At 58.7% G+C, this 18,884-nt stretch carries 14 protein-coding genes; 4 read left to right on the plus strand and 10 right to left on the minus strand.

Translation table 11 applies throughout. The features are described 5' to 3' along the window. Positions 1-20 precede the first annotated feature (20 nt). The 7 genes from rlmH to H6A60_RS06530 form a co-directional block, all read right to left on the minus strand. A complete protein-coding gene (gene rlmH, locus H6A60_RS06500) occupies positions 21-488 on the minus strand; it encodes a 23S rRNA (pseudouridine(1915)-N(3))-methyltransferase RlmH (RefSeq protein ID WP_205102605.1) in 468 nt (155 codons plus the stop codon). 2 nt (positions 489-490) lie between these two features. Beyond that, positions 491-895: a ribosome silencing factor gene (gene rsfS / locus H6A60_RS06505; protein ID WP_205102606.1), complete on the minus strand. Its 405-nt coding sequence runs from the start codon at positions 893-895 to the stop codon at positions 491-493. Positions 896-966: 71 nt separating this feature from the next. Continuing rightward, on the minus strand, positions 967-1,662 hold the full coding sequence (nadD, locus tag H6A60_RS06510) for a nicotinate (nicotinamide) nucleotide adenylyltransferase (protein ID WP_205102607.1): 696 nt from the start codon (positions 1,660-1,662) through the stop codon (positions 967-969). A 10-nt stretch (positions 1,663-1,672) separates the two neighbouring features. Then, the gene (locus H6A60_RS06515; protein WP_205102608.1) at positions 1,673-2,326 is read right to left on the minus strand and encodes a hypothetical protein; all 654 of its coding nucleotides are present in this window, start codon (positions 2,324-2,326) and stop codon (positions 1,673-1,675) included. Positions 2,327-2,432: 106 nt separating this feature from the next. Then, positions 2,433-3,716: a phosphoribosylamine--glycine ligase gene (gene purD, locus H6A60_RS06520; RefSeq protein WP_205102609.1), complete on the minus strand. Its 1,284-nt coding sequence runs from the start codon at positions 3,714-3,716 to the stop codon at positions 2,433-2,435. 207 nt (positions 3,717-3,923) lie between these two features. Continuing rightward, positions 3,924-4,652, minus strand: a complete 729-nt coding sequence (locus tag H6A60_RS06525) for a YebC/PmpR family DNA-binding transcriptional regulator (protein WP_205102610.1) — start codon at positions 4,650-4,652, stop codon at positions 3,924-3,926. A gap of 299 nt (positions 4,653-4,951) precedes the next feature. Next, a complete protein-coding gene (locus tag H6A60_RS06530) occupies positions 4,952-6,235 on the minus strand; it encodes an amidohydrolase (RefSeq protein ID WP_205102611.1) in 1,284 nt (427 codons plus the stop codon). Between the two features lie 325 nt (positions 6,236-6,560). Between H6A60_RS06530 and H6A60_RS06535 the strand changes: the two genes are divergently transcribed. Continuing rightward, the gene (locus tag H6A60_RS06535; protein WP_205102612.1) at positions 6,561-7,832 is read left to right on the plus strand and encodes a Zn-dependent hydrolase; all 1,272 of its coding nucleotides are present in this window, start codon (positions 6,561-6,563) and stop codon (positions 7,830-7,832) included. A gap of 106 nt (positions 7,833-7,938) precedes the next feature. Further along, positions 7,939-8,673, plus strand: coding sequence for a LuxR C-terminal-related transcriptional regulator (locus H6A60_RS06540; RefSeq protein WP_205102613.1), 735 nt, complete (start codon positions 7,939-7,941; stop codon positions 8,671-8,673). Between the two features lie 391 nt (positions 8,674-9,064). Here H6A60_RS06540 and H6A60_RS06545 read toward each other — a convergent pair whose 3' ends face one another. Continuing rightward, a complete protein-coding gene (locus H6A60_RS06545) occupies positions 9,065-10,414 on the minus strand; it encodes an anaerobic C4-dicarboxylate transporter (RefSeq protein WP_205102614.1) in 1,350 nt (449 codons plus the stop codon). A 533-nt stretch (positions 10,415-10,947) separates the two neighbouring features. Here H6A60_RS06545 and H6A60_RS06550 point away from each other — a divergent pair. Continuing rightward, on the plus strand, positions 10,948-12,048 hold the full coding sequence (locus tag H6A60_RS06550; protein WP_239477629.1) for an efflux RND transporter periplasmic adaptor subunit: 1,101 nt from the start codon (positions 10,948-10,950) through the stop codon (positions 12,046-12,048). A gap of 17 nt (positions 12,049-12,065) precedes the next feature. Beyond that, complete coding sequence (locus H6A60_RS06555) at positions 12,066-15,266, plus strand: efflux RND transporter permease subunit (RefSeq protein WP_205102615.1); 3,201 nt, start codon at positions 12,066-12,068, stop codon at positions 15,264-15,266. Positions 15,267-15,376: 110 nt separating this feature from the next. On the opposite strand, the gene dnaJ is transcribed toward H6A60_RS06555, so the two are convergent. Together dnaJ and dnaK are read right to left on the minus strand one after the other, a co-directional pair. Beyond that, positions 15,377-16,537 (minus strand): molecular chaperone DnaJ, encoded by a 1,161-nt coding sequence (gene dnaJ / locus H6A60_RS06560; RefSeq protein WP_205102616.1) that lies wholly within the window; start codon positions 16,535-16,537, stop codon positions 15,377-15,379. 159 nt (positions 16,538-16,696) lie between these two features. Further along, entirely contained in the window at positions 16,697-18,604 is a 1,908-nt protein-coding gene (gene dnaK / locus H6A60_RS06565) for a molecular chaperone DnaK (RefSeq protein WP_205102617.1), read from the minus strand. Between the last annotated feature and the right edge of the window lie 280 nt (positions 18,605-18,884).

Genomic DNA, 18,884 nt, shown 5'->3' on the forward strand with positions numbered 1-18,884 from the left:
GTCGCTCCGTGAATCGGCCTTTAAGCCCGGTGGTAGGGATGGTTGGCGAGAATCGACCAAGCACGATAAATCTGCTCGGCGAGCAGAACACGCGCGAGCGCGTGCGGCAGCGTCATGGCCGAAAGGCGAATCGTTTCGCGTGCAAGCGCCTTCACGTCGGGCGCGAGGCCGTCGGGACCGCCGATGATGAAAACGAGCGTTTCGCCGTCAGTGCGTCCTTTGGCGATGAACTTCGCAAAGTCGACCGTCGTGAGATCACGCCCGTGCTCGTCAAGTACGACAACATAATCACCAGGCTCGAGCGCCTTCTTAATGCGCTCGCCTTCGGCTGCCATCAGCTTTGCAGGCGGCAACCCCGAACGCGGCTCGGTTCGAATTTCTTTGAGTTCCACCTCAAACCCGCGCGGAAAGCGTCCCAAATAATCTCGGACGGCCGTCTCCGCCCAGTCCGCGATGTGCTGGCCGACGGCAACGATTCGGATGCGCATCCTCAGGCCTCGGCGTCGGGTGCGTGCTGCACGCGGTGCGGCATCAGACGTGAAGCGCACTCTTCGTTGGCGCGCATGAACACTTCCTTCCCGCCCCAGATTTCTTCGAGGTTGTAATAGTCGCGCACGTTGGGCTGCAGAACGTGGCAGACGACGCTACCGCAGTCGACAAGCACCCACTCGCCCGTATCCTGACCTTCCATGCCGAGCACGTCGGCACCGGCTTCTTTCACAGCCGCGCTCACGGCATAGGCAAGCGCGCGCGTCTGACGATTCGAGGTACCCGAAGCGATCACAACGCGTTCGAACTGGTCGGTGAGCGCTTCGGTATTGAAAATCTTGACGTCCTTGGCTTTAACGTCTTCAAGCGCCTGGACAATGGTCTGGGTAAGTTCTTCGAGATTCATTCGACGATTTCTTCTTGTTGCGTGAACAATGCATCGCGCGGGCCGCTGCTGCGTACGATGCGCTTTTGATATCAGAATCTGCCGCTACGCGTGCCGTAGAGGCCGTGTGCGGCTATGTAGGCGGCCACAGGAAAGGGCAACCAGTCACCCACGCGCCTCATTGCGTCGGGGAAGGGCTGCGTCCCGAGCATCGAACGGATAGCCGTTGCGCTCGCCTTGTGGCTAGGCATGGAAAAGAACGCAATGGCGCCCGACGCGTGACGCGTGAGCTCCTTGGCCTCAACGCGCCGCGCCGCAGCCCAGGACTCGATCGACGGATTGGTCCGAATCGGCTCGCCCGCGCGTTCGCAGACGGCGATATTGGCATAATCCGCGAGTCTCTGCCAGCTTCGCCACGTATGAAAGTTAAGCCACTGGTCGCCTCCGAGAATAAGAACAAGCGGATAACCCGGGCCGAGGCGGCTGCGTATCGCTTCAAGCGTGTCAATCGTATAGGTCGGCCCCGATCGCAAAAGCTCAAGCTCATTGACGCGAAAGTCCGGTTCGTCCTCAAGGGCGAGCTTAAGCATCTCAAGCCGAATACGAGCAGGCGTTACGAACGCTTTTTGCCACGGTGCTCTCGCAGGCACGAACTCGACACACCCGAGATTAAACGTCTCGAGCGCTGCGCGCGCCGCAGCCAAATGTCCGTTGTGCACGGGGTCAAAAGTGCCGCCCAACAGGCCGATTCCCTGACGAACAACGCGAGCGCTTCCGATCTCAAGCATGCTTCTTTTATCAAGGGTTCTTGACGAGTGAAATGAAGGCCTTCTCAACGCGACCTTTTTGAATGAAGACGGCAAGCCACGTGAGCTCGAGCTCCTGCAGATTTCGACTGTTGCGCAGATACTGCTGGCTGAACCAATAGTGCCAGCCAGCACCGTCGGCGTAGGATGCCGGACCGACCGTCTTCAATACATCCGCTTTCGTCATGCCGAGGCCGACCTTGCCCAAGCGAAGCGGCAGATGCTCGGCGGTCATCTTTTTGCAGAAGCCGGGCGTTTCGTCCGGCGCGTACTCGAGCTGAACCTCAGTGACGTTCTTCGTATCCGAGGAAATCACCCAAGCGAGCACCGGCTTGCCGCCTTCGGTACCCGAAAGGCACATATAGTCCCGGGCAAAGTACCCGCGGCCTTCTCGAAGGCGCGTTGCGCCCGTAAAGGCGGCAGCTGCCTCCATTGGCGTGTTCCAGAGTTCGATCTTGGGTTTGCCGAGCCGCAGGAAATTGGCTGCCGGCTCGTCGAGCGTTGCGGGCGCATCGAGCAAGGATGCGGGGTACCCGAACGGCCCGTCGGCATGGGCCGGCGAAAAGGCTGTCAGGCACGCAATGGCGCCCGTTAGCAGGATGATGAGTCTGCGCCGCATGAGGTTCAGTCCCAAAGAGTCTTTCACGCTTTCTACCTTAGCATTTTTGCGAATCTGAGCGCTCGATCGTAAGAAAAATGCCCGAAAGTCTCTCGAACCTCCGGGCATTGAACGACAGTTACAGTCGGAACGATCAGCGGCCGATCGCGCGGTAGCCGATATCCGAGCGCATCTGCATGCCGTCAAAGTGCACCGACTTCATGGCTTCGTAAGCGGTCTTCTGCGCTTTGGCGATGGACTCGCCGAGACCGACGACGCAGAGAACTCTGCCGCCCGAAACGACGGTAAGACCGTCATCGTCAATCTTGGTGCCCGCGTGAAAGACATGGACTTCCTCGCTGTTTTCAGGAAGCTGCTCAATCACGGCGCCCTTTTCGGGCTTCATCGGATAGCCGCGTGCGGCCGCAACAATGCCGAGTGCGCTGCGGCGGTCCCAGTCGATCTCGACCTGGTCGAGGCGACCTTCGATCGCAGCCTCAACGATTTCGGAGAAGTCGTTCTTGATGCGCATCATGATAGGCTGCGTTTCCGGGTCGCCCATGCGGCAGTTGAATTCGAGCGTGCGAACATCGGACGTGCCGTCTTCGCGCTTGCGGATCATGAGCCCCGCATAAAGGAAGCCCGTGTATCGAATGCCTTCGGCCGCCAGACCCTTGACGGTAGGGCGAATGATTTCGCGCATGACCTGTGCGTGTATGTCGGGCGTAACGACCGGCGCGGGAGAATAAGCACCCATCCCGCCCGTGTTGGGGCCTTCGTCATGATCGAGCAGACGCTTGTGGTCCTGCGAGGTCGCCATCGGGAGAATGTTCTCGCCATCGACCATCACGATGAAGGAAGCCTCCTCGCCTTCGAGGAAATCTTCGATCACGACGCGCGCACCAGCATTACCGAACTCATGACCTTCGAGCATGTCGTCGATCGCCTTGTGGGCCGCATCTTCGGTCATGGCAACCACAACACCCTTGCCTGCGGCGAGGCCGTCGGCCTTCACGACAATCGGCGCCCCTTTCTTGGCGACGTATTCGTGCGCAGCAACCGGATCCGTAAAGGTTTCATATTCGGCCGTCGGGATGCCGTGGCGCTTCATGAACGCTTTGGCAAAGTCCTTGGAGCTTTCGAGACGCGCGGCCGCCCGCGTCGGGCCGAAAATCTTGAGACCCGCTTCTCGGAACTGATCGACAACGCCCGCAGCGAGCGGCGCTTCGGGGCCGACAACCGTAAAGTCGATGTTGTTGGCTTTCACAAATTCGATCAGCTCGCGGGCACCGCTGATCGGAAGGTTTTCAAGACCGTCGCTGAGCGCGGTACCGGCATTGCCGGGTGCAACGTAGACCTTTTCGACGCGGTCGCTCTGCGCGAGACGCCAGGCGATGGCATGCTCGCGGCCGCCGCTGCCAATCACAAGAAGCTTCATGGAATTCAATCGATCCTAATTGGTGAAAAAGATATCCGTCGAACGGGAGCGTTCGACGCGGTGCACGCCGGAAAAAACGCCCGGCTTTTGAGCGCCCCTATTCTAGCCGTCGCCCTTTTTTATTCAAAGAAAAGCCCGTCGACTTTTAACTCGACGGGCACTTACTTCACACGAAGATGCTTCGGGTGAAACTTCGACGCATCGGAATTAGTCGAAGACGGCGGTCGTGTAGACCTGCTGAACGTCATCAAGGTCTTCAAGCGCGTCGATGAGGCGCTGCATCTTGTCGGCGTCTTCGCCCGAGAGGCTCGTTTCGTTCTGAGCCTTCCAGGTGATTTCGGCGACTTCCGGTTCGAGTCCGGCAGCTTCGAAGGCCTTCTGAACGGCGTCGAAAGCACTGGGTTCGCACGTCACTTCGATCGAACCGTCATCGGGATCGGCCACGACATCGTCGGCCCCCGCCTCGAGCGCGATTTCCATAACCTGATCTTCTGTCGCCTTGCCCGGCGCGAAGACGAAGAGACCCACGTGCTGGAACTGGAACGACACAGAGCCTTCCGTGCCAAGGTTGCCGCCGTTGCGCGAAAGCACGTGACGCACATCAGCAACGGTGCGCACGCGGTTGTCGGTCGTGCAATCGATGATCAGCGCAGCGCCGCCCACACCGTAGCCTTCGTAGCGGACGTCTTCGTAGCTCACGCCTTCGAGCTGGCCCGTACCCTTGAGAATGGCGTTCTGGATCGTATCCTTGGGCACATTGCCGCCTCGCGCTTTCACGAGCGCGAGACGCAGGCGCGAGTTGCTGTCGGGGTCGCCGCCGCCCAAACGTGCGGCAACGATGATTTCACGAACAAGCTTCGTCCAGAGATTGGAGCGCTTGGCGTCCTGACGACCTTTGCGGTGCTGAATATTGGCCCACTTGGAATGACCCGACATTTTGTTTGAATCCTGTTACGGTATGGCGATAAAGAGGTGTTTGATCAGCTCTCGAAAGCCGGTCGCAACGGGCGGCCGAATCTTTCGGACCTGGAGTCGAGCGCGGCAATCGTTGAAAATCAGTGCGATTCGTCCGCTCGGAGGGAAGGCGCAATTTTACTGCATAGTGCTTGCGCCGTGAAGTCTTGCCCGGACAAGCGCTTCCTTCCGATGAAAAAAGAGAGCGGCGAACCCGATCGAATCGATCAAGCGCGCCGCTCTTCGGTCTGCAGATGCGGGCTCGTTGGCCGCAGTCCCGATTACTTCTTCAGAATGAGCGAAATGGCATTCGTCCAGACCTTGAGGCCCGTATCGAGCGCCTTTTCGTCAATGTCGAAGCGAGCCGTGTGGTGACCGGACGGACGATCCGCACCGATCACGAAGAAGGCAGCCTTGCCGCCATGCGCCTGAACACGGCGGGCAAGAATCGTGGCGTCTTCGCTGCCGCCGAAGTTCATCGGATCCTCACGGACAGTGAGGCCTTCCACGGCTTGGCCAGCCTGCTTGAGCACGTCGACGAGTTCCGGGTCGTTCGTGAGGTCGACGGCTTCGCCCATCTTCTCGATCTTGTATTCGCAGCCCTGCGCAAGCGCGCAGCCCTGGATGATCTGAACGGCCGAGTCGTACATGTACTGGTTGATTTCGCCGGTTTCGCCGCGAACTTCCATCTTCATGAGAGCATGCGACGGGATCACGTTGCGGCCTTCGCCGGCAGTGAGCTGACCAACATTGACGCGCGTCATGCCGGAGCCGTGGCGGGCGATGCCGAGCAGCTGAACGAACGCGTTGCAGGCAGCTGCCATGGCGTTGCGGCCAGCATTGGGCTCAACACCCGCGTGCGCAGGACGCCCCGTGAAGGAAACGTCGAGCTTCGTCGTGCAGAGGAAGCCATAAGGATTGACCGAGAGTTCGCCCGACTTGCACATCATGGCGATATGCGCGCCGAGGAAATAGTCCGCATCATCGACAATGCCGGAGGCGGCCATGCCAGCCGCGCCGCGAACACCTTCTTCGGCAGGCTGGAAGAGGATCTTGAGCTTGCCGCAGAGTTCGCCCTTGTTGTCGGCGAACCAGTGCGCAACGGCAAGGCCCGTCGACATGTGAGCGTCGTGGCCGCAGGCGTGCATCAGGCCCGGGCGCGTGGAGGCAAAGCCTTCCTTGGCCGGAATGTGCGATTCGTCCTTGGACTCTTCGACCGGCACGCAGTCAATGTCAAAGCGCACGGCGAGCGTCGGGCCGGGGCGCCCCGTATCGAGCACGCCGACACAGCCCGTGTAGCCTTCCATTTCGTTGAGCAGCTCTTCGGAGACGCCGTTCTTGCGGGCCGCTTCAATACCCGCTTCCACAACCTTCTGGCTGCGGCCGAGGCAATTTTCAGGGTTGATCACCTTCGTGCCCGTGAGCACCTCGTAGCCGTATTCGCGCAGCTTGCCGATCAGGAACGCCGTGGTCGTGAATTCGCTCCAGCCTTCTTCCGGGAAGGTATGAAGTTTGCGGCGAATCTCAATCAACTGATCGTGATAAGCGCAGGTGCATGTGGTCATTTTTGCTCCTCAATAAATTTGAACCGTCAGATTGGCGGCGTCCAACATTATCGTCGTTCTATCACTAACGGGGCATCGTCAATATCCCGCGGTTGATTTCATATCAAATCGCTGCGCCGCACTTGCAATTGAGGTTCTGCTTCGCAGTTTCCTTCGAAGAGCGGACTCTGTGAAGATCGACGCTTTTGTTACGACCGATCAAACCGAGCGGACTGAAATATGGACTTAACGATAAAGAAGTATTTCGTTGGTAGTATCTTTGAACGAAAGTCGGCGCGATGACCTCGCGTCCGTTTTTCAATCACGCAAAAAGGAAAATCAAGAGATGACGTCCAGCAGCCTCGAGCTCGAAGGCCGAGCTTTTGCCGAAAGAATTTTCGATACGGTCCGTCAATTGTCCGTCGATACGCTTGGCGTGACTCGACAAGGCTACGGCCCCAAAGAAACGGCCGTCATCGACTTCCTTCGCAGTTTGGGCAAGGAGCTTTCACTCGAGGAGCGTATTGACGCTGCCGGCAACGTTTGGCTTACGCTCGCCGGCAAAGACCGCTCGTTGCCGGCTTTTGTTGCGGGCAGCCACGCCGACAGTGTGCCGCAAGGCGGCAACTTCGATGGCCTGGCGGGCGTTGCGGCTGCCATGCTCTGCGCCTGGTGGATGCGTCACACGAACTTCCAACCCGAACGCGACTTCTCCGTTCTCATCCTGCGCTGTGAAGAAAGTTCCTTCTTCGGAAAAGCCTATGTCGGCTCTCTCGGCATGATGGGCAAACTCACTGCCGCCGATCTCGAACTCAAGCACCGCACAGAACCCGTCACGCTCGGTGAAGCCATCGCCGCCTGCGGACTCGACCCGAAGCAGCTCACCATGGGTCGCCCCGTCATTGATACGTCCAAAATAGCCGCCTTTGTCGAACTGCACATCGAGCAGGGCCCCGTACTCACAAGCAGCGCCGACGTGCGCACCGGGATCGTCACGGGCATTCGCGGCAACATTCGCCACAAGTGCGTCAAAGCCATTGGCGAAACGGCCCACTCGGGCGCGGTCGACAAAGCCTACCGCCACGATGCGCTGATGGCGGCAGCCTGCCTCATGCACACGATGGAAACGCATTGGCAGCGATTCCTTGACGCAGGCGAAGATCTGGTTTTCACGAGCGGCGTCTTTAAAACCGCACCCACAGCCGCTATCTCAGTCATCCCCGGGCTCGTTACCTTCACTATCGACATGCGCAGCCTCTCGATGGATACGTGCGAACGCTTCCATGCGCTACTCGTTTCCGAAGCCGAGCGCATCGGCGCCGAGCGCGGTGTTCGCTTCGAATTTGACGCCATGCTCCGCACGCAGCCTGCGGCGCTCAACCAAATGCTTTCCGAACGCATTGCCCATGCCGCGAAGCTTTGCGGCATTCCGGTTGCGCACCTTGCTTCGGGCGCAGGTCACGATTCGGCCGTACTCGGTAACGCTGGCATTCCCACCGCCATGATCTTTATCGCCAACCAGAACGGTTCGCACAATCCCGACGAGGCGATGGAACTAGCCGACTTTATGCGCGGCACAGAGCTTCTCTGGCGTACGGTCGAAAATTACGACAAGTAATCGTCAACATCCGCGCGCCTCGACCGAGCCCGGTCGCCAGTCGAGGCCGCGAATTGCAACCCTCACTTTCAGTCAACCTTCGTCAGCTTCAAAATAAGAAACAAAAATGGACAAACGCAAGCCGAGCATCGTTTTGATCGACGACTATCCGCTTTTCAGAAAGGCGATGGCCGACGTGCTGACGTCGAGCGGCGAATTTCAGGTCATCGGTCAAACGGCGGATGAAAAGATAGCTCTTAGCCTGATCGGCCTCAAGCCCGACATCGTTTTGATCGATTTGGACGCAACGCATTTTCACGCCCTCAATCTGCTGCGAGAAATCAAGTATCGCCATCCGAACTGCCGCGCCGTCATGATCATGAATTCAACACAGAACTCGACGACGCTCATGCAGGCAATCCGACTCGATGCAAGCGGCTACCTGCTGCGCAGTATTCCGATCGACGAATTCGTCGAGCAGATGCACGTTGTCTCGTCGGGGGGCATGGCAACGTCAGAAAAAATCACCTCAGCTCTTGCCGAACATTTGAGAACGGGCAGCCTACAGCAAACAGAGTCGAACATCACGCAAATTTTGACGCGGCGCGAATTCGATGTGCTCTGCTGTCTCGCGTCGGGGCTCTCCAACCGTGAAATCGCCTCGCATCTGCAGATCACTGATGGAACGGTCAAGGTGCACGTCAAGCACCTCCTCAAAAAGCTCAAATTCCGCTCGCGTGTGGAAGCTGCCGTCTGGGCTTCGGAACGCGGCTACAAACTTTCGGCCGAAAAGCTCGAAAAAATGGGGCTCGGCGAACCCGGCACCGATCAGCGGCTTCGCGCAGGCGCTGCCGACGAATAGTACCTCTTAGTCGAATCCCCATAAAGAAGCGCAGCGTTCGTTAACAAACGCTGCGCTTCTTTTTTCGCCCGTACGCTTGGCGCGTAAAGTTCATCCGGCGTTCGGTTGCGCGGCCTCAGCGCGAGAAAGGTCCTCACGAAGAAGAGATACCGAAGCTCGTGTTAAATCCGCCTCCGCGCCAGCTCGGATACGACTCGAGCACGAACAAATCACACACCTCTGCTCTCGCCACTTTCAACAACTGCCGCAATTTGGCTTCATCAAATTGCAGACATCAAAAAAGCGGGAAACAGCCTGAGCCGAATCCCGCTTTTCTTTTTCGGCAGCCGGTGCTCGGTCAAAGCACCGGCCAGCCGGGTTACATCGTAGTCCCCACTAATCTTTTTAGTTTTTAGATGTACCCGTAAGCAACGCCGAGGAAGTAGCCGACAACCGTCGCGGTAATCACACCGATCAGACCCGGAAGGATGAAGGAGTGATTGATCACGAAGCGGCCGATGTGCGTCGTACCCGAACGGTCGAACTGAAGAGCAGCCAGGTCGGACGGATAGGTCGGCAGGATGTAGTAGCCATAGCAGGCCGAGGAGAAAGCCACCACGAGGCCCGGAGGCGTACCGACAGCGAGGGCAACCGGAACGATCGTCGCAATGGCAGCAGCCTGCGAGTTCACGAGCTTCGAGACGAGCAGCAGCACGATGGCATAGGTCCAAGGCGCTTCCTTAACCCAACCGACGAGGATTTCCTTGAGGTCACCCAAGTGGGCCATGAACATCGTATCGGCCATCCAAGCCACGCCGTACACGGCAACGATGGCGACCATACCGGCATTGAACACTGCGGTCTTGTTAATGGACGAGGCACGGACGTTGCAGAAGATCACCATCAGGGCGCCAGCGGAGAGCATTGCCATCTGGATGAGCTGCGTCATGCCAAGGGGCTTGCCGCCAACGGCCGGACGGAGCGCCGGATCCATACCGAGCACGGCCACGAAGGCAATGGTCGCCAGGAAGATGTAGAGCGAAGCCCAAGCGGTCTTCGGGAAGACCTTGCCGACAAGGGTGGTCGTTTCGCCGTAGACGTACTTCTTCTGTTCCGGATCGGAAATGAGCTTCTGGAACTCTTCGTCCTTGTCGAGGTCCTTGCCGCGGAACGACGAGAAGGTCGCTTCGGCAAAGAGGCCGACGATGGCCGACGGAATCACGATCGCAAAGAGCTGCAGGAAGCCGAAGGGCTTGCCGCCGACTTCATAGCCTTCGAGCAGCGAGATCATCGAGACGGCAGCCACAGCAGCCGGCGAGCAGATAACGCCCATCTGCGCGGCGATGGTCGAAGCAGCCATCGGACGTTCCGGACGGATGCCGTTCTTGATGGCGACGTCGTAAATAATCGGGAGCATCGTGTAGACAACGTGACCCGTGCCGCAGAGAACCGTAAGGAACCAGCAGATGTACGGAGCGAGGTACACGACGGCGCGCGGGTGCTTGCGCAGCACGCGTTCGGCAATCTGAAGCAGGCAGTCGAGACCGCCGGCAGCCTGGAGGGTCGCGGAACCGCAAACCACGGCCAGAATCGTCAGAATGACGTCGACCGGGGGCTTACCGACCTTGACGCCGAAGCCGAAGATAAGGATGAGCAGGCCGATGCCGCCGATAAGGCCGAGGGCCATACCGCCTTTACGGGCACCGTAAAACAGCGCGATCAGAACGATGATCAGCTGCACCCAAAAATCAAATCCGAGCATGTCTTTTCTCTCAGTAAAGTGAGGACGCGACAATTCTCTCTCGGTCATCCTCTTTTGTGGGTATAAAAAGTTGTCTCTATTGATCAAGTACAAATATTTACATTCAGAGGCCCTACTCTTTACAATTTGTTTTTCCTTCCGCTCAGGTGTTCTCCCATACAAGAGTTTTTAACGCGGTTTACATATTTTTCACATCGAAAGCCCTGCAAACCAGCCCTCTCTCGAGTCAACCGTATTCTCTCGATCGAAAGATACAAATAGCGCTAGAGCCGTTTTTCTACGCTCAACAGGAGCTCTACCCCAAAAGTGGTTGACTAGATAAAAAAGACTAGTTCTCGCCATTGCATCGCAAGAATGGGGTATCTCGCTTTGGAAACATTTCTTTACATAGGTTTGCGTTCCTTAGCGAAACCCTTATCTAGGTTTGATGCCTGCGTAATATGCTTGGTTAATTACACTCTCGCTCCGCATTTCCTTCCGCGTATCTCAACGCGTTCAACTTATTCGGCCGGTGCGGCCGCCTCTTTCAAATCATGAAACTGCTCCTCGCTGCTGCGGCCCTGAGCGGCCTGATCGTTTTAAATTTATCGGGCTGCAAGTCGAAGCAAAATGCGGCGCCAGCCGCCGAGCCGCTCCCGGTCAAAACCGTTGCCGTTCACGCCGCAGACGAACCGCGCTGGATCGAAATGCTCGGTCAAGCAGAAGGCGGCGCCGAAGTCGAAGTCCGCGCCCAGGTGAGCGGCATTTTGAAGCGCCTCAATTACCAGGAGGGCGACTTCGTGAAAGCGGGCGACGTCCTTTTTGAGATTGAAGACGCGCCTTTCAAAGCCCGCCTCGATTCCGCTCGTTCGACGAGAAAACAGTACGCCGACGAACTTGCGCAGGCCGAACGGGAACTTAAGCGAACGTCGACCCTTTACAAAACGGGCGCAGCAAGCCGCAAAGACTTTGACGACGCGCAGAGCACCCGCAACCAAAAGAAATTCCAGTTCGAGCAGGCCAAGGCCGACGAAAAGGACGCGGAAATCAGTCTCGGCTGGACACGTGTTCTCGCCCCTGCAAGCGGCTACGCCTCGCGCGCCAGTCTCAACCCGGGCAGTCTCATTGATGCGAGCAGCTCGCTCCTTGCAACGATTACGCAGCACGATGACGTGCGCATCACCTTTGCGCCCTCGGACCGTGATCTCGGCGAATCCAAAGTCACGCTTGAAAGTGCCGTTCGCGTCTTCACGAAAAATGGAAAGGAAATACCCGCCAAGCTCGATTACGTAGCAAAGTCGCTCGACCCGTCGGTTGGCACACGCCTTATGCGCGCGGCACTGTCGGCAGACCACCCCGTGATTCCAGGAGAATTCGTCACGGTACGCCTCATGGTGGACGTCGACAAGCAAGCGTATCGCGTGCCGCAGAAAGCCGTCATGCAGCGCCCAGACGGCACCTACTGCGTTTATGTCGCTGCCGACGGCAAAGCACGGCTGCGCACGGTGACTGTCGGTCTTTGGGAAGGCACCGACTGGATTGTTCGCTCGGGACTCAAGGACGGCGACCTCATCATCACGAATCAGCTACTTCGCCTGCAGGAGGGCTCGCCCATTCGTCTGAGCGCCAATGAAGCGCCCACCGAAAAGCACTAACTCGGAGGCCGTGAAGCATGCTGAGCCAGTTCTGCATCCGACGTCCGATCTTCGCGACCGTTCTCTCGCTCATCATTGTGCTTGCGGGCCTCGTGGCGCTGCAGGTGCTTCCGCTCTCGCAGTACCCGAACATTTCGCCGCCGACCGTGCGCGTCTCGGCGACCTACGACGGTGCCGACGCCGAAACCATTGCGCGTACGGTCGCCGCACCGATCGAAGATCAGCTTTCGGGCATTGAAGGGCTTCTCTATTACACGACCAGTATCCGAAGCAACGGCGACATGTCGATCGCCTGTGTCTTCGACGTGGGCGTCGACCCGAATGACGCCATGCTCGAAATCAACAACCGCGTCCGAACAGCCGAACGACGGCTACCCGCCACGGTTCGCGATCAGGGCGTCTCCGTCAGAAAGCGCTCCGATGAAGAGCTTCTCATGATGGCACTCTTCTCGCCCGATCAGTCGATGGGCGTGACGGACATGGCCGACTATGCCAATCTCAACATTGTCGACGAACTCAAGCGCCTGCCCGGCATCGGCGACGTGAACGTCTTCGGCAATGTGCAGTCGGCCATGCGAATCTGGCTAGACCCGCTTCGCATGGGCGAGCTCGGCGTGACGACCCAAGACGTGGAAGCTGCGGTTGAGGCGCAGAACGCGCAGCGCTCGGCAGGCCGCGTCGGCACCTCGCCCACGCTGCCCGAGCAGCAGCTCTACTACACGATCACGACGCCGGGACAGCTCCTCACGCCCGAGCAGTTCGGCAACATCATCGTCAAGAACGACGGTCCGAACGGCCTTGTCCGCGTTCGGGACATTGCGACAACCGAAGTTGGCAAGCGCTCTTATGAATTCCGTGTCGACTTGAACGGGCAGCCCGGCGTCAACATCGGCGTTTATCTGCAGACGGGTGCCAACGCCATGGCTGCGGCCGAAGCCGTCAAGTCACGCATTACCGAGCTCGCCAAGCACTTCCCCGAGGGCAAGCTCGACTACATTGTGACGAACGACACGACGATTTTCGTTGAGGCTTCGCTCAATGAGGTCTATCACACCTTAGCCGAAGCGCTTGGGCTCGTCCTTGTCGTCGTGTTCCTATTCCTGCAGAGCTGGCGCGCCACCATCATTCCGATGCTCGCTGTGCCGGTTTCGCTCATCGGCACAATGGCCGGCCTGTGGCTTTTTGGCTTCTCTCTCAACACACTCACACTCTTTGCCATGACGCTCTCGATCGGCATCGTTGTTGACGACGCCATCGTGGTGCTTGAGAACGTCGAGCGCATCATGCGCACGGAAAATCTACCGCCCTTCGAAGCTGCCCAAAAGGCCATGAAAGAGGTGGCGGGAGCGCTTGTCGCCATCGTGCTCGTGCTCTCGGCCGTTTTCGTTCCCGTTGCCTTCCTCGGTGGCATTGCGGGCGAACTCTATCGACAGTTTGCCGTCACGGTAGCTGTCTCCGTTGCGATTTCGGGCTTTGTGGCGCTTACGCTCACGCCTGCGCTCTGCGCGATTCTTCTGAAAAAAGAAACGCAGGGCGAACGAAGCCGTTTCTTCCGCGCCTTCAACGCCGGGCTTGCGCATTTCACGATGCTCTTCCTACAGGTGGTTCGCGCTGCGCTCAAGCACCGCATCATCTCGGCCCTTCTCCTTGTAGCGGTCACGATCGGCGGCTGGCAAATGCTCGAGCACACCCCAACGGCCTTCATCCCGAAAGAAGACCAGGGCATTGTGCGCGTTTCCGTGGCGCTCCCTGAGGGGGCCGCCTTCCCGCGAACCGAGGCCGTTTCGGAAGAGATCCTCGCAAAGGCACAGGAAATGCCTGCGGTGCGCAACGTGCTCACGATGATGGGCTTCGATACGTTCTCGTCGAACATCCGAGCCAACAACGCTACCTTCATCATTCAGCTCAAGCACTGGGACGATCGAACGGATTCCGCCGACGATATTCAGCAGCAGGTGCAGGCCTACATGAATCAGCACTCCGAGGCGCGTGGCGTAGCATCGACCCCGGCACCGATTCCAGGGCTCGGTTCCGCAAACGGCTTCTCGGGCTTCATTACTTCGCACGGCAACGACAATCCGCTTGTTCTTCAAGAGGTGACCGACGCCTTTATGGAGCGCCTTCGCGAGCGCCCCGAACTTACGGGCCTCAGAAGCTTCCTCGTAGCGGATACGCCGCAGCTTGAGCTCGTTGTCGACGAAGACCGCGCTTATGCGCTCGGCGTCCCGGTCGACCAGGTATACGAAACGATCTCGACGCTGATGGGGAGTACGTACATCAACGACTTCACGCGAAACGGCAAAACATACCGCGTCGTCATGCAGGCCGACGCCAAGTACCGCGCAACACCGGAGGACCTCGGCCGTGCGTACGTACGTTCGGAAACCTCGGGCGAAATGATCCCGATTTCGACGCTCATCACCTATTCGCGCAAGTCGGGTGCCGAATCGCTCAGCCGCATGAACGGCTACCTCGGCTCTCAAATCATGGGGGCGGCCGTTCAGGGCGTAGCCTCGGGCGAAGCAATCCGCATTGTTGAAGAACTCGCAGCCGAGTACCTGCCCGAGGGTTACCAGGTCGAATGGACCGGTCAGACCTACCACGAAAAGCGCATCGGCGCCTCGTCGGCAACGGCCTTTGGCTTTGGGCTTCTCGTCATGTTCCTGATTCTGGCCGCTCTTTACGAGCGCTGGTCGCTGCCGATCGCCGTCGTGCTCGCCGTACCCTACGCCTTCCTCGGCGCCATGGTGGCCGTATGGCTGAGAGGCTCGAACAACGACATTTACTTCCAAATCGGCCTGCTTGTGCTGATCGGCCTCACCGCCAAAAACGCCATTCTGATCGTCGAATTTGCCGCACTCAAAATGGAAGAAGGTATGGGCCCCTTTGATGCGGCTATCGCAGCAGCGGGCTTGCGCTTCCGCCCGATTCTCATGACTTCCCTCGCCTTCGTCCTCGGCGTGGTGCCGCTTCTGCTTGCCAGCGGCGCGGGCGCCGCGGCTCGCCACTCCATGGGCACGGGCGTCTTCGGAGGCATGATCGCCGCGACCTTCATTTCGACGATTTTCGTGCCGGTCTTCTTCACCTGGTTTGCCAGACGCAAGAAGACCGCGGCTGAGCTCGCCAAGCCGCAGCCCGAAACCGAAACGCCGAAGCTGCCGCCTCAGAGCACTGCAGGCGAGGTGTCCGTCGAAGGTAAGGACAAGCGCGACGTCTGAGATGTACATCAGTAAGCCGAACTCGCATGAGTTCGGCTTCGCGCAATCAAAAAACCGGATGCCGTGACTAAAGCGGCATCCGGTTCTTTTTTCAATTGATACGCGCAGCGTTACTTGAAAATGTTCTTCATGCGCTCGAAAAAGCCCTTTGTCTTCGGGTTGTGCTTCTCGCCGCCCTGCTTGATCGAATTTTCGAATTCGCGAAGCAGTTCCTTCTGCTTGCCCGTCAGGTTGACCGGCGTTTCGATCAGGATGTGGAGATAAAGATCGCCCGGGTCACGGGTACGCATGTTGCGGATGCCCTTGTCGCGCAAACGGAAGGTCTTGCCGCTCTGCGTGCCTTCGGGGATCGTTATGCGCGTCTTTCCTTCGAGCGTCGGCACTTCGACTTCACCGCCGAGCGCCGCCGTCGCGAACGAAATCGGCAGATCCATATGAAGGTCATCACCGTCGCGCTCGAAAATCTCGCTCGGACGGATGCGGATTTCGATGTAGAGATCGCCAGCAGCGCCGCCGTTGAGCCCCGGCTCGCCCTTGCCAACCATGCGGATGCGCTGTCCGTCATTGATGCCGGCAGGAATATTGACCTCGAGAACCTTGGCCGTGCGCGTATAGCCCGTGCCCTGGCAATCGGTGCAGGGTTCTTCAATCACCTGGCCCGAACCGTGACAGCGCGGGCAAGTCTGCTGAACATGGAAGATGCCGTTCGACATGCGGACGGCGCCGCTGCCGCCGCAGGTCGGGCAGGTCTTCTTCGACGTGCCGGGTTTGCAGCCTGAACCGTGACAGGTTTTACACTCTTCCCACGAGGGCACACGGATTTCCATCTTGCGCCCGTGCGCAGCGTCTTCGAGTGAAATTTCAAGCGAGAAACTCACGTCGTCGCCGCGAACACCCTGCTCGCGTTGCTGACCGCGCGCGCGCGCACCCCCGCCGAAAAGGTCGGAGAAAATGTCTCCGAAGGCGCTCTGAAAGTCGCCCGCACCCATGTTCCCGAAGCCGCCGAAGCCGTTGCCGAAGCCACCCGCGCCGCCAGCGGCCGAAGGGTCGACGCCCGCCTTGCCGAAACGATCGTAAGCCGCGCGCTTCTGTTCGTCGGAAAGCACGGCATAAGCTTCGCCGATTGCCTTGAATTTCTCCTCGGCCGCCTTGTCGCCAGGATTGCGGTCCGGGTGATACTTCATCGCCAAGCGACGATACGCCTTCTTAATTTCGTCGGCGCTTGCGCTGCGGCTAACCCCGAGCAGCTCGTAATAGTCTTGATCTGCCATTGCTTCTGACACTGTTCTTTATTGCAACACGAACGCGTTCGCCGCGTCCCTGCCATATCCAAGAAAGGGCCGGCCCAACCGAATCGAGCCGACCCTTCGTCGTTTCTGCGCCGCCGTGCCGCCCGAAGCGGCTTACACGCGGCGCATCCTCGAGCAGAATTACTTCTTCACTTCCGTGAAGTCGGCATCAACGACATCGTCGTCCTTGTTGCCGTTCTGCTTGGGGGCTTCCTGCTGAGCCTGCGCGGCAGCCTGGTTCATCTTTTCACCGATCTTCTGAGCGGCGGTCATCAAGCGTTCAACAGCAGCATCGATCGCAGCCTTGTCTTCGCCCTTGACCTTTTCTTCGACGTCCTTGATTGCCGATTCGCAGGCAGCACGGTCTTCGCTTTCGACCTTGTCGCCGAATTCCTTCAGCGTCTTCTGAACCTGGCTCACAGCGGCATCGGCCTGGTTGCGGGCCTGAGCGAGCTCGAAGCGGCGATGATCCTCTTCCTTGTTGGCTTCGGCGTCGGAAACCATACGGTTGATTTCGTCTTCCGAAAGGCCGGAACTCGCCTTGATCGTGATGTTGTTTTCCTTGCCCGTGGCCTTGTCCTTGGCGGTGACGTGCAGAATGCCGTTGGCATCGATGTCGAACGTCACTTCAATCTGCGGCAGGCCGCGCGGAGACGGCGGAATGCCTTCGAGATTGAATTCGCCAAGCAGCTTGTTCGAAGCGGCCATCTGGTGCTCGCCCTGATAGACCTTGATCGTCACGGCGGGCTGGTTGTCTTCGGCCGTCGAGAAGACCTGCGCGTGCTTGGTCGGAATCGTCGTATTGCGCTTGATCATCGGCGTCATCACGCCGCCAAGCGTCTCAATGCCGAGCGTGAGCGGCGTCACGTCAAGCAGCAGCACGTCGCGGCGTTCGCCCGTGAGGACCGAACCCTGAATCGCGGCGCCGATAGCAACGGCTTCGTCGGGGTTGACGTCCTTGCGGGGCTCCTTGCCGAAGAATTCGCGAACAACCTGCTGAACACGCGGCATGCGGGACTGACCGCCGACGAGAATCACGTCGGTGATGTCAGACTTGTCGGCCTTTGCGTCACGAAGCGCCTTAACGACCGGTTCGATCGTGCGCTGAACGAGGTCTTCAACGAGGCTTTCGAACTTGGCGCGCGTAATGTTCATATTGAGGTGCTTCGGACCAGTCGCATCGGCCGTGATGTACGGCAGATTGATTTCCGTTTCCTGACGGCTCGAGAGCTCGATCTTGGCCTTTTCGGCAGCATCCTTCAGACGTTGCAGCGCGAGGACATCCTTCGAGAGGTCGGCGCCCGTATCCTTGCGGAATTCGCCGATGATGTAGTCAACGAGGCGCTGGTCGAAGTCTTCGCCGCCGAGGAACGTGTCGCCGTTGGTCGAGAGCACTTCAAACTGCTTGTCGCCGTCAACGTTGGCGATATCAATGATCGAAATATCGAACGTGCCACCACCCAAGTCGTACACGGCGATCTTGCGGTCCGCGGCACCAGCCTTGTCAAGACCGAAGGCGAGCGCGGCAGCGGTCGGTTCGTTGATGATTCGCTTCACTTCAAGACCGGCGATGCGGCCGGCATCCTTCGTCGCTTGGCGCTGACTGTCGTTGAAGTAGGCCGGAACCGTGATGACAGCTTCGGTGACCGGCTCGCCAAGGTAGTCTTCGGCGGTCTTCTTCATCTTGCGGAGAACTTCGGCCGAAATCTGCTGCGGAGCGAGCTTCTTGCCGCCGACTTCAACCCAGGCGTCGCCGTTGTCGGCACGAACGATGCTGAAGGGCATCAGGTTGATGTCCTTCTGAACTTCGGCGTCGTCAAAGCGGCGGCCGATGAGGCGCTTCACTGCGTAGAGCGTGTTCTTCGGGTTCGTGACTGCCTGACGCTTGGCGGGAGCGCCGACGAGAATTTCACCGTTATCGAGATAGGCAACGATAGACGGCGTGGTGCGGGCGCCTTCGCTGTTTTCGATCACTTTGACGTGATCGCCTTCCATGACGGCAACAGCGGAGTTCGTCGTGCCAAGGTCGATGCCAATGATCTTTGCCATGTTTGCTTTTCCTCGTAGCCTTTGTCCGCCCGGCATCGGAACTGTCCGATTCGTTCGATGCGCGCCGCGCACCGCGCGGCCGCTCACGGGCGACATCTTCAAAACTTAAGGGTCGTCGGCGAACGCAGGAAGCAGCTCGGACGACAACCTTTTTCTCACTTAATCCGTATATGGGGACGGCCTTTTTTTTTTCAAGTCTCTCGAAAAAATCTTTTCTTTCTGCATCGATTTCCAAGAACCTTGAATCGCACCTTGCGCTCGCGAGCAAGCTTGCCGCAGT

This window comes from Sutterella massiliensis (genome assembly GCF_016899755.1).
Classification (GTDB): Bacteria; Pseudomonadota; Gammaproteobacteria; order Burkholderiales; family Burkholderiaceae_F; genus Sutterella; species Sutterella massiliensis.

What these genes read in the sequence shown, in the direction of transcription:
- H6A60_RS06525 (WP_205102610.1), bottom strand. Translation starts at nt 4,652, where the DNA reads ATGTCGGGTCATTCCAAGTGGGCCAATATTCAGCACCGCAAAGGTCGT.
- H6A60_RS06555 (WP_205102615.1), top strand. Translation starts at nt 12,066, where the DNA reads ATGCTGAGCCAGTTCTGCATCCGACGTCCGATCTTCGCGACCGTTCTC.
- rlmH (WP_205102605.1), bottom strand. Translation starts at nt 488, where the DNA reads ATGCGCATCCGAATCGTTGCCGTCGGCCAGCACATCGCGGACTGGGCG.
- H6A60_RS06545 (WP_205102614.1), bottom strand. Translation starts at nt 10,414, where the DNA reads ATGCTCGGATTTGATTTTTGGGTGCAGCTGATCATCGTTCTGATCGCG.
- dnaK (WP_205102617.1), bottom strand. Translation starts at nt 18,604, where the DNA reads ATGGCAAAGATCATTGGCATCGACCTTGGCACGACGAACTCCGCTGTT.
- purD (WP_205102609.1), bottom strand. Translation starts at nt 3,716, where the DNA reads ATGAAGCTTCTTGTGATTGGCAGCGGCGGCCGCGAGCATGCCATCGCC.
- nadD (WP_205102607.1), bottom strand. Translation starts at nt 1,662, where the DNA reads ATGCTTGAGATCGGAAGCGCTCGCGTTGTTCGTCAGGGAATCGGCCTG.
- H6A60_RS06550 (WP_239477629.1), top strand. Translation starts at nt 10,948, where the DNA reads ATGAAACTGCTCCTCGCTGCTGCGGCCCTGAGCGGCCTGATCGTTTTA.
- dnaJ (WP_205102616.1), bottom strand. Translation starts at nt 16,537, where the DNA reads ATGGCAGATCAAGACTATTACGAGCTGCTCGGGGTTAGCCGCAGCGCA.
- rsfS (WP_205102606.1), bottom strand. Translation starts at nt 895, where the DNA reads ATGAATCTCGAAGAACTTACCCAGACCATTGTCCAGGCGCTTGAAGAC.
- H6A60_RS06535 (WP_205102612.1), top strand. Translation starts at nt 6,561, where the DNA reads ATGACGTCCAGCAGCCTCGAGCTCGAAGGCCGAGCTTTTGCCGAAAGA.
- H6A60_RS06530 (WP_205102611.1), bottom strand. Translation starts at nt 6,235, where the DNA reads ATGACCACATGCACCTGCGCTTATCACGATCAGTTGATTGAGATTCGC.
- H6A60_RS06540 (WP_205102613.1), top strand. Translation starts at nt 7,939, where the DNA reads ATGGACAAACGCAAGCCGAGCATCGTTTTGATCGACGACTATCCGCTT.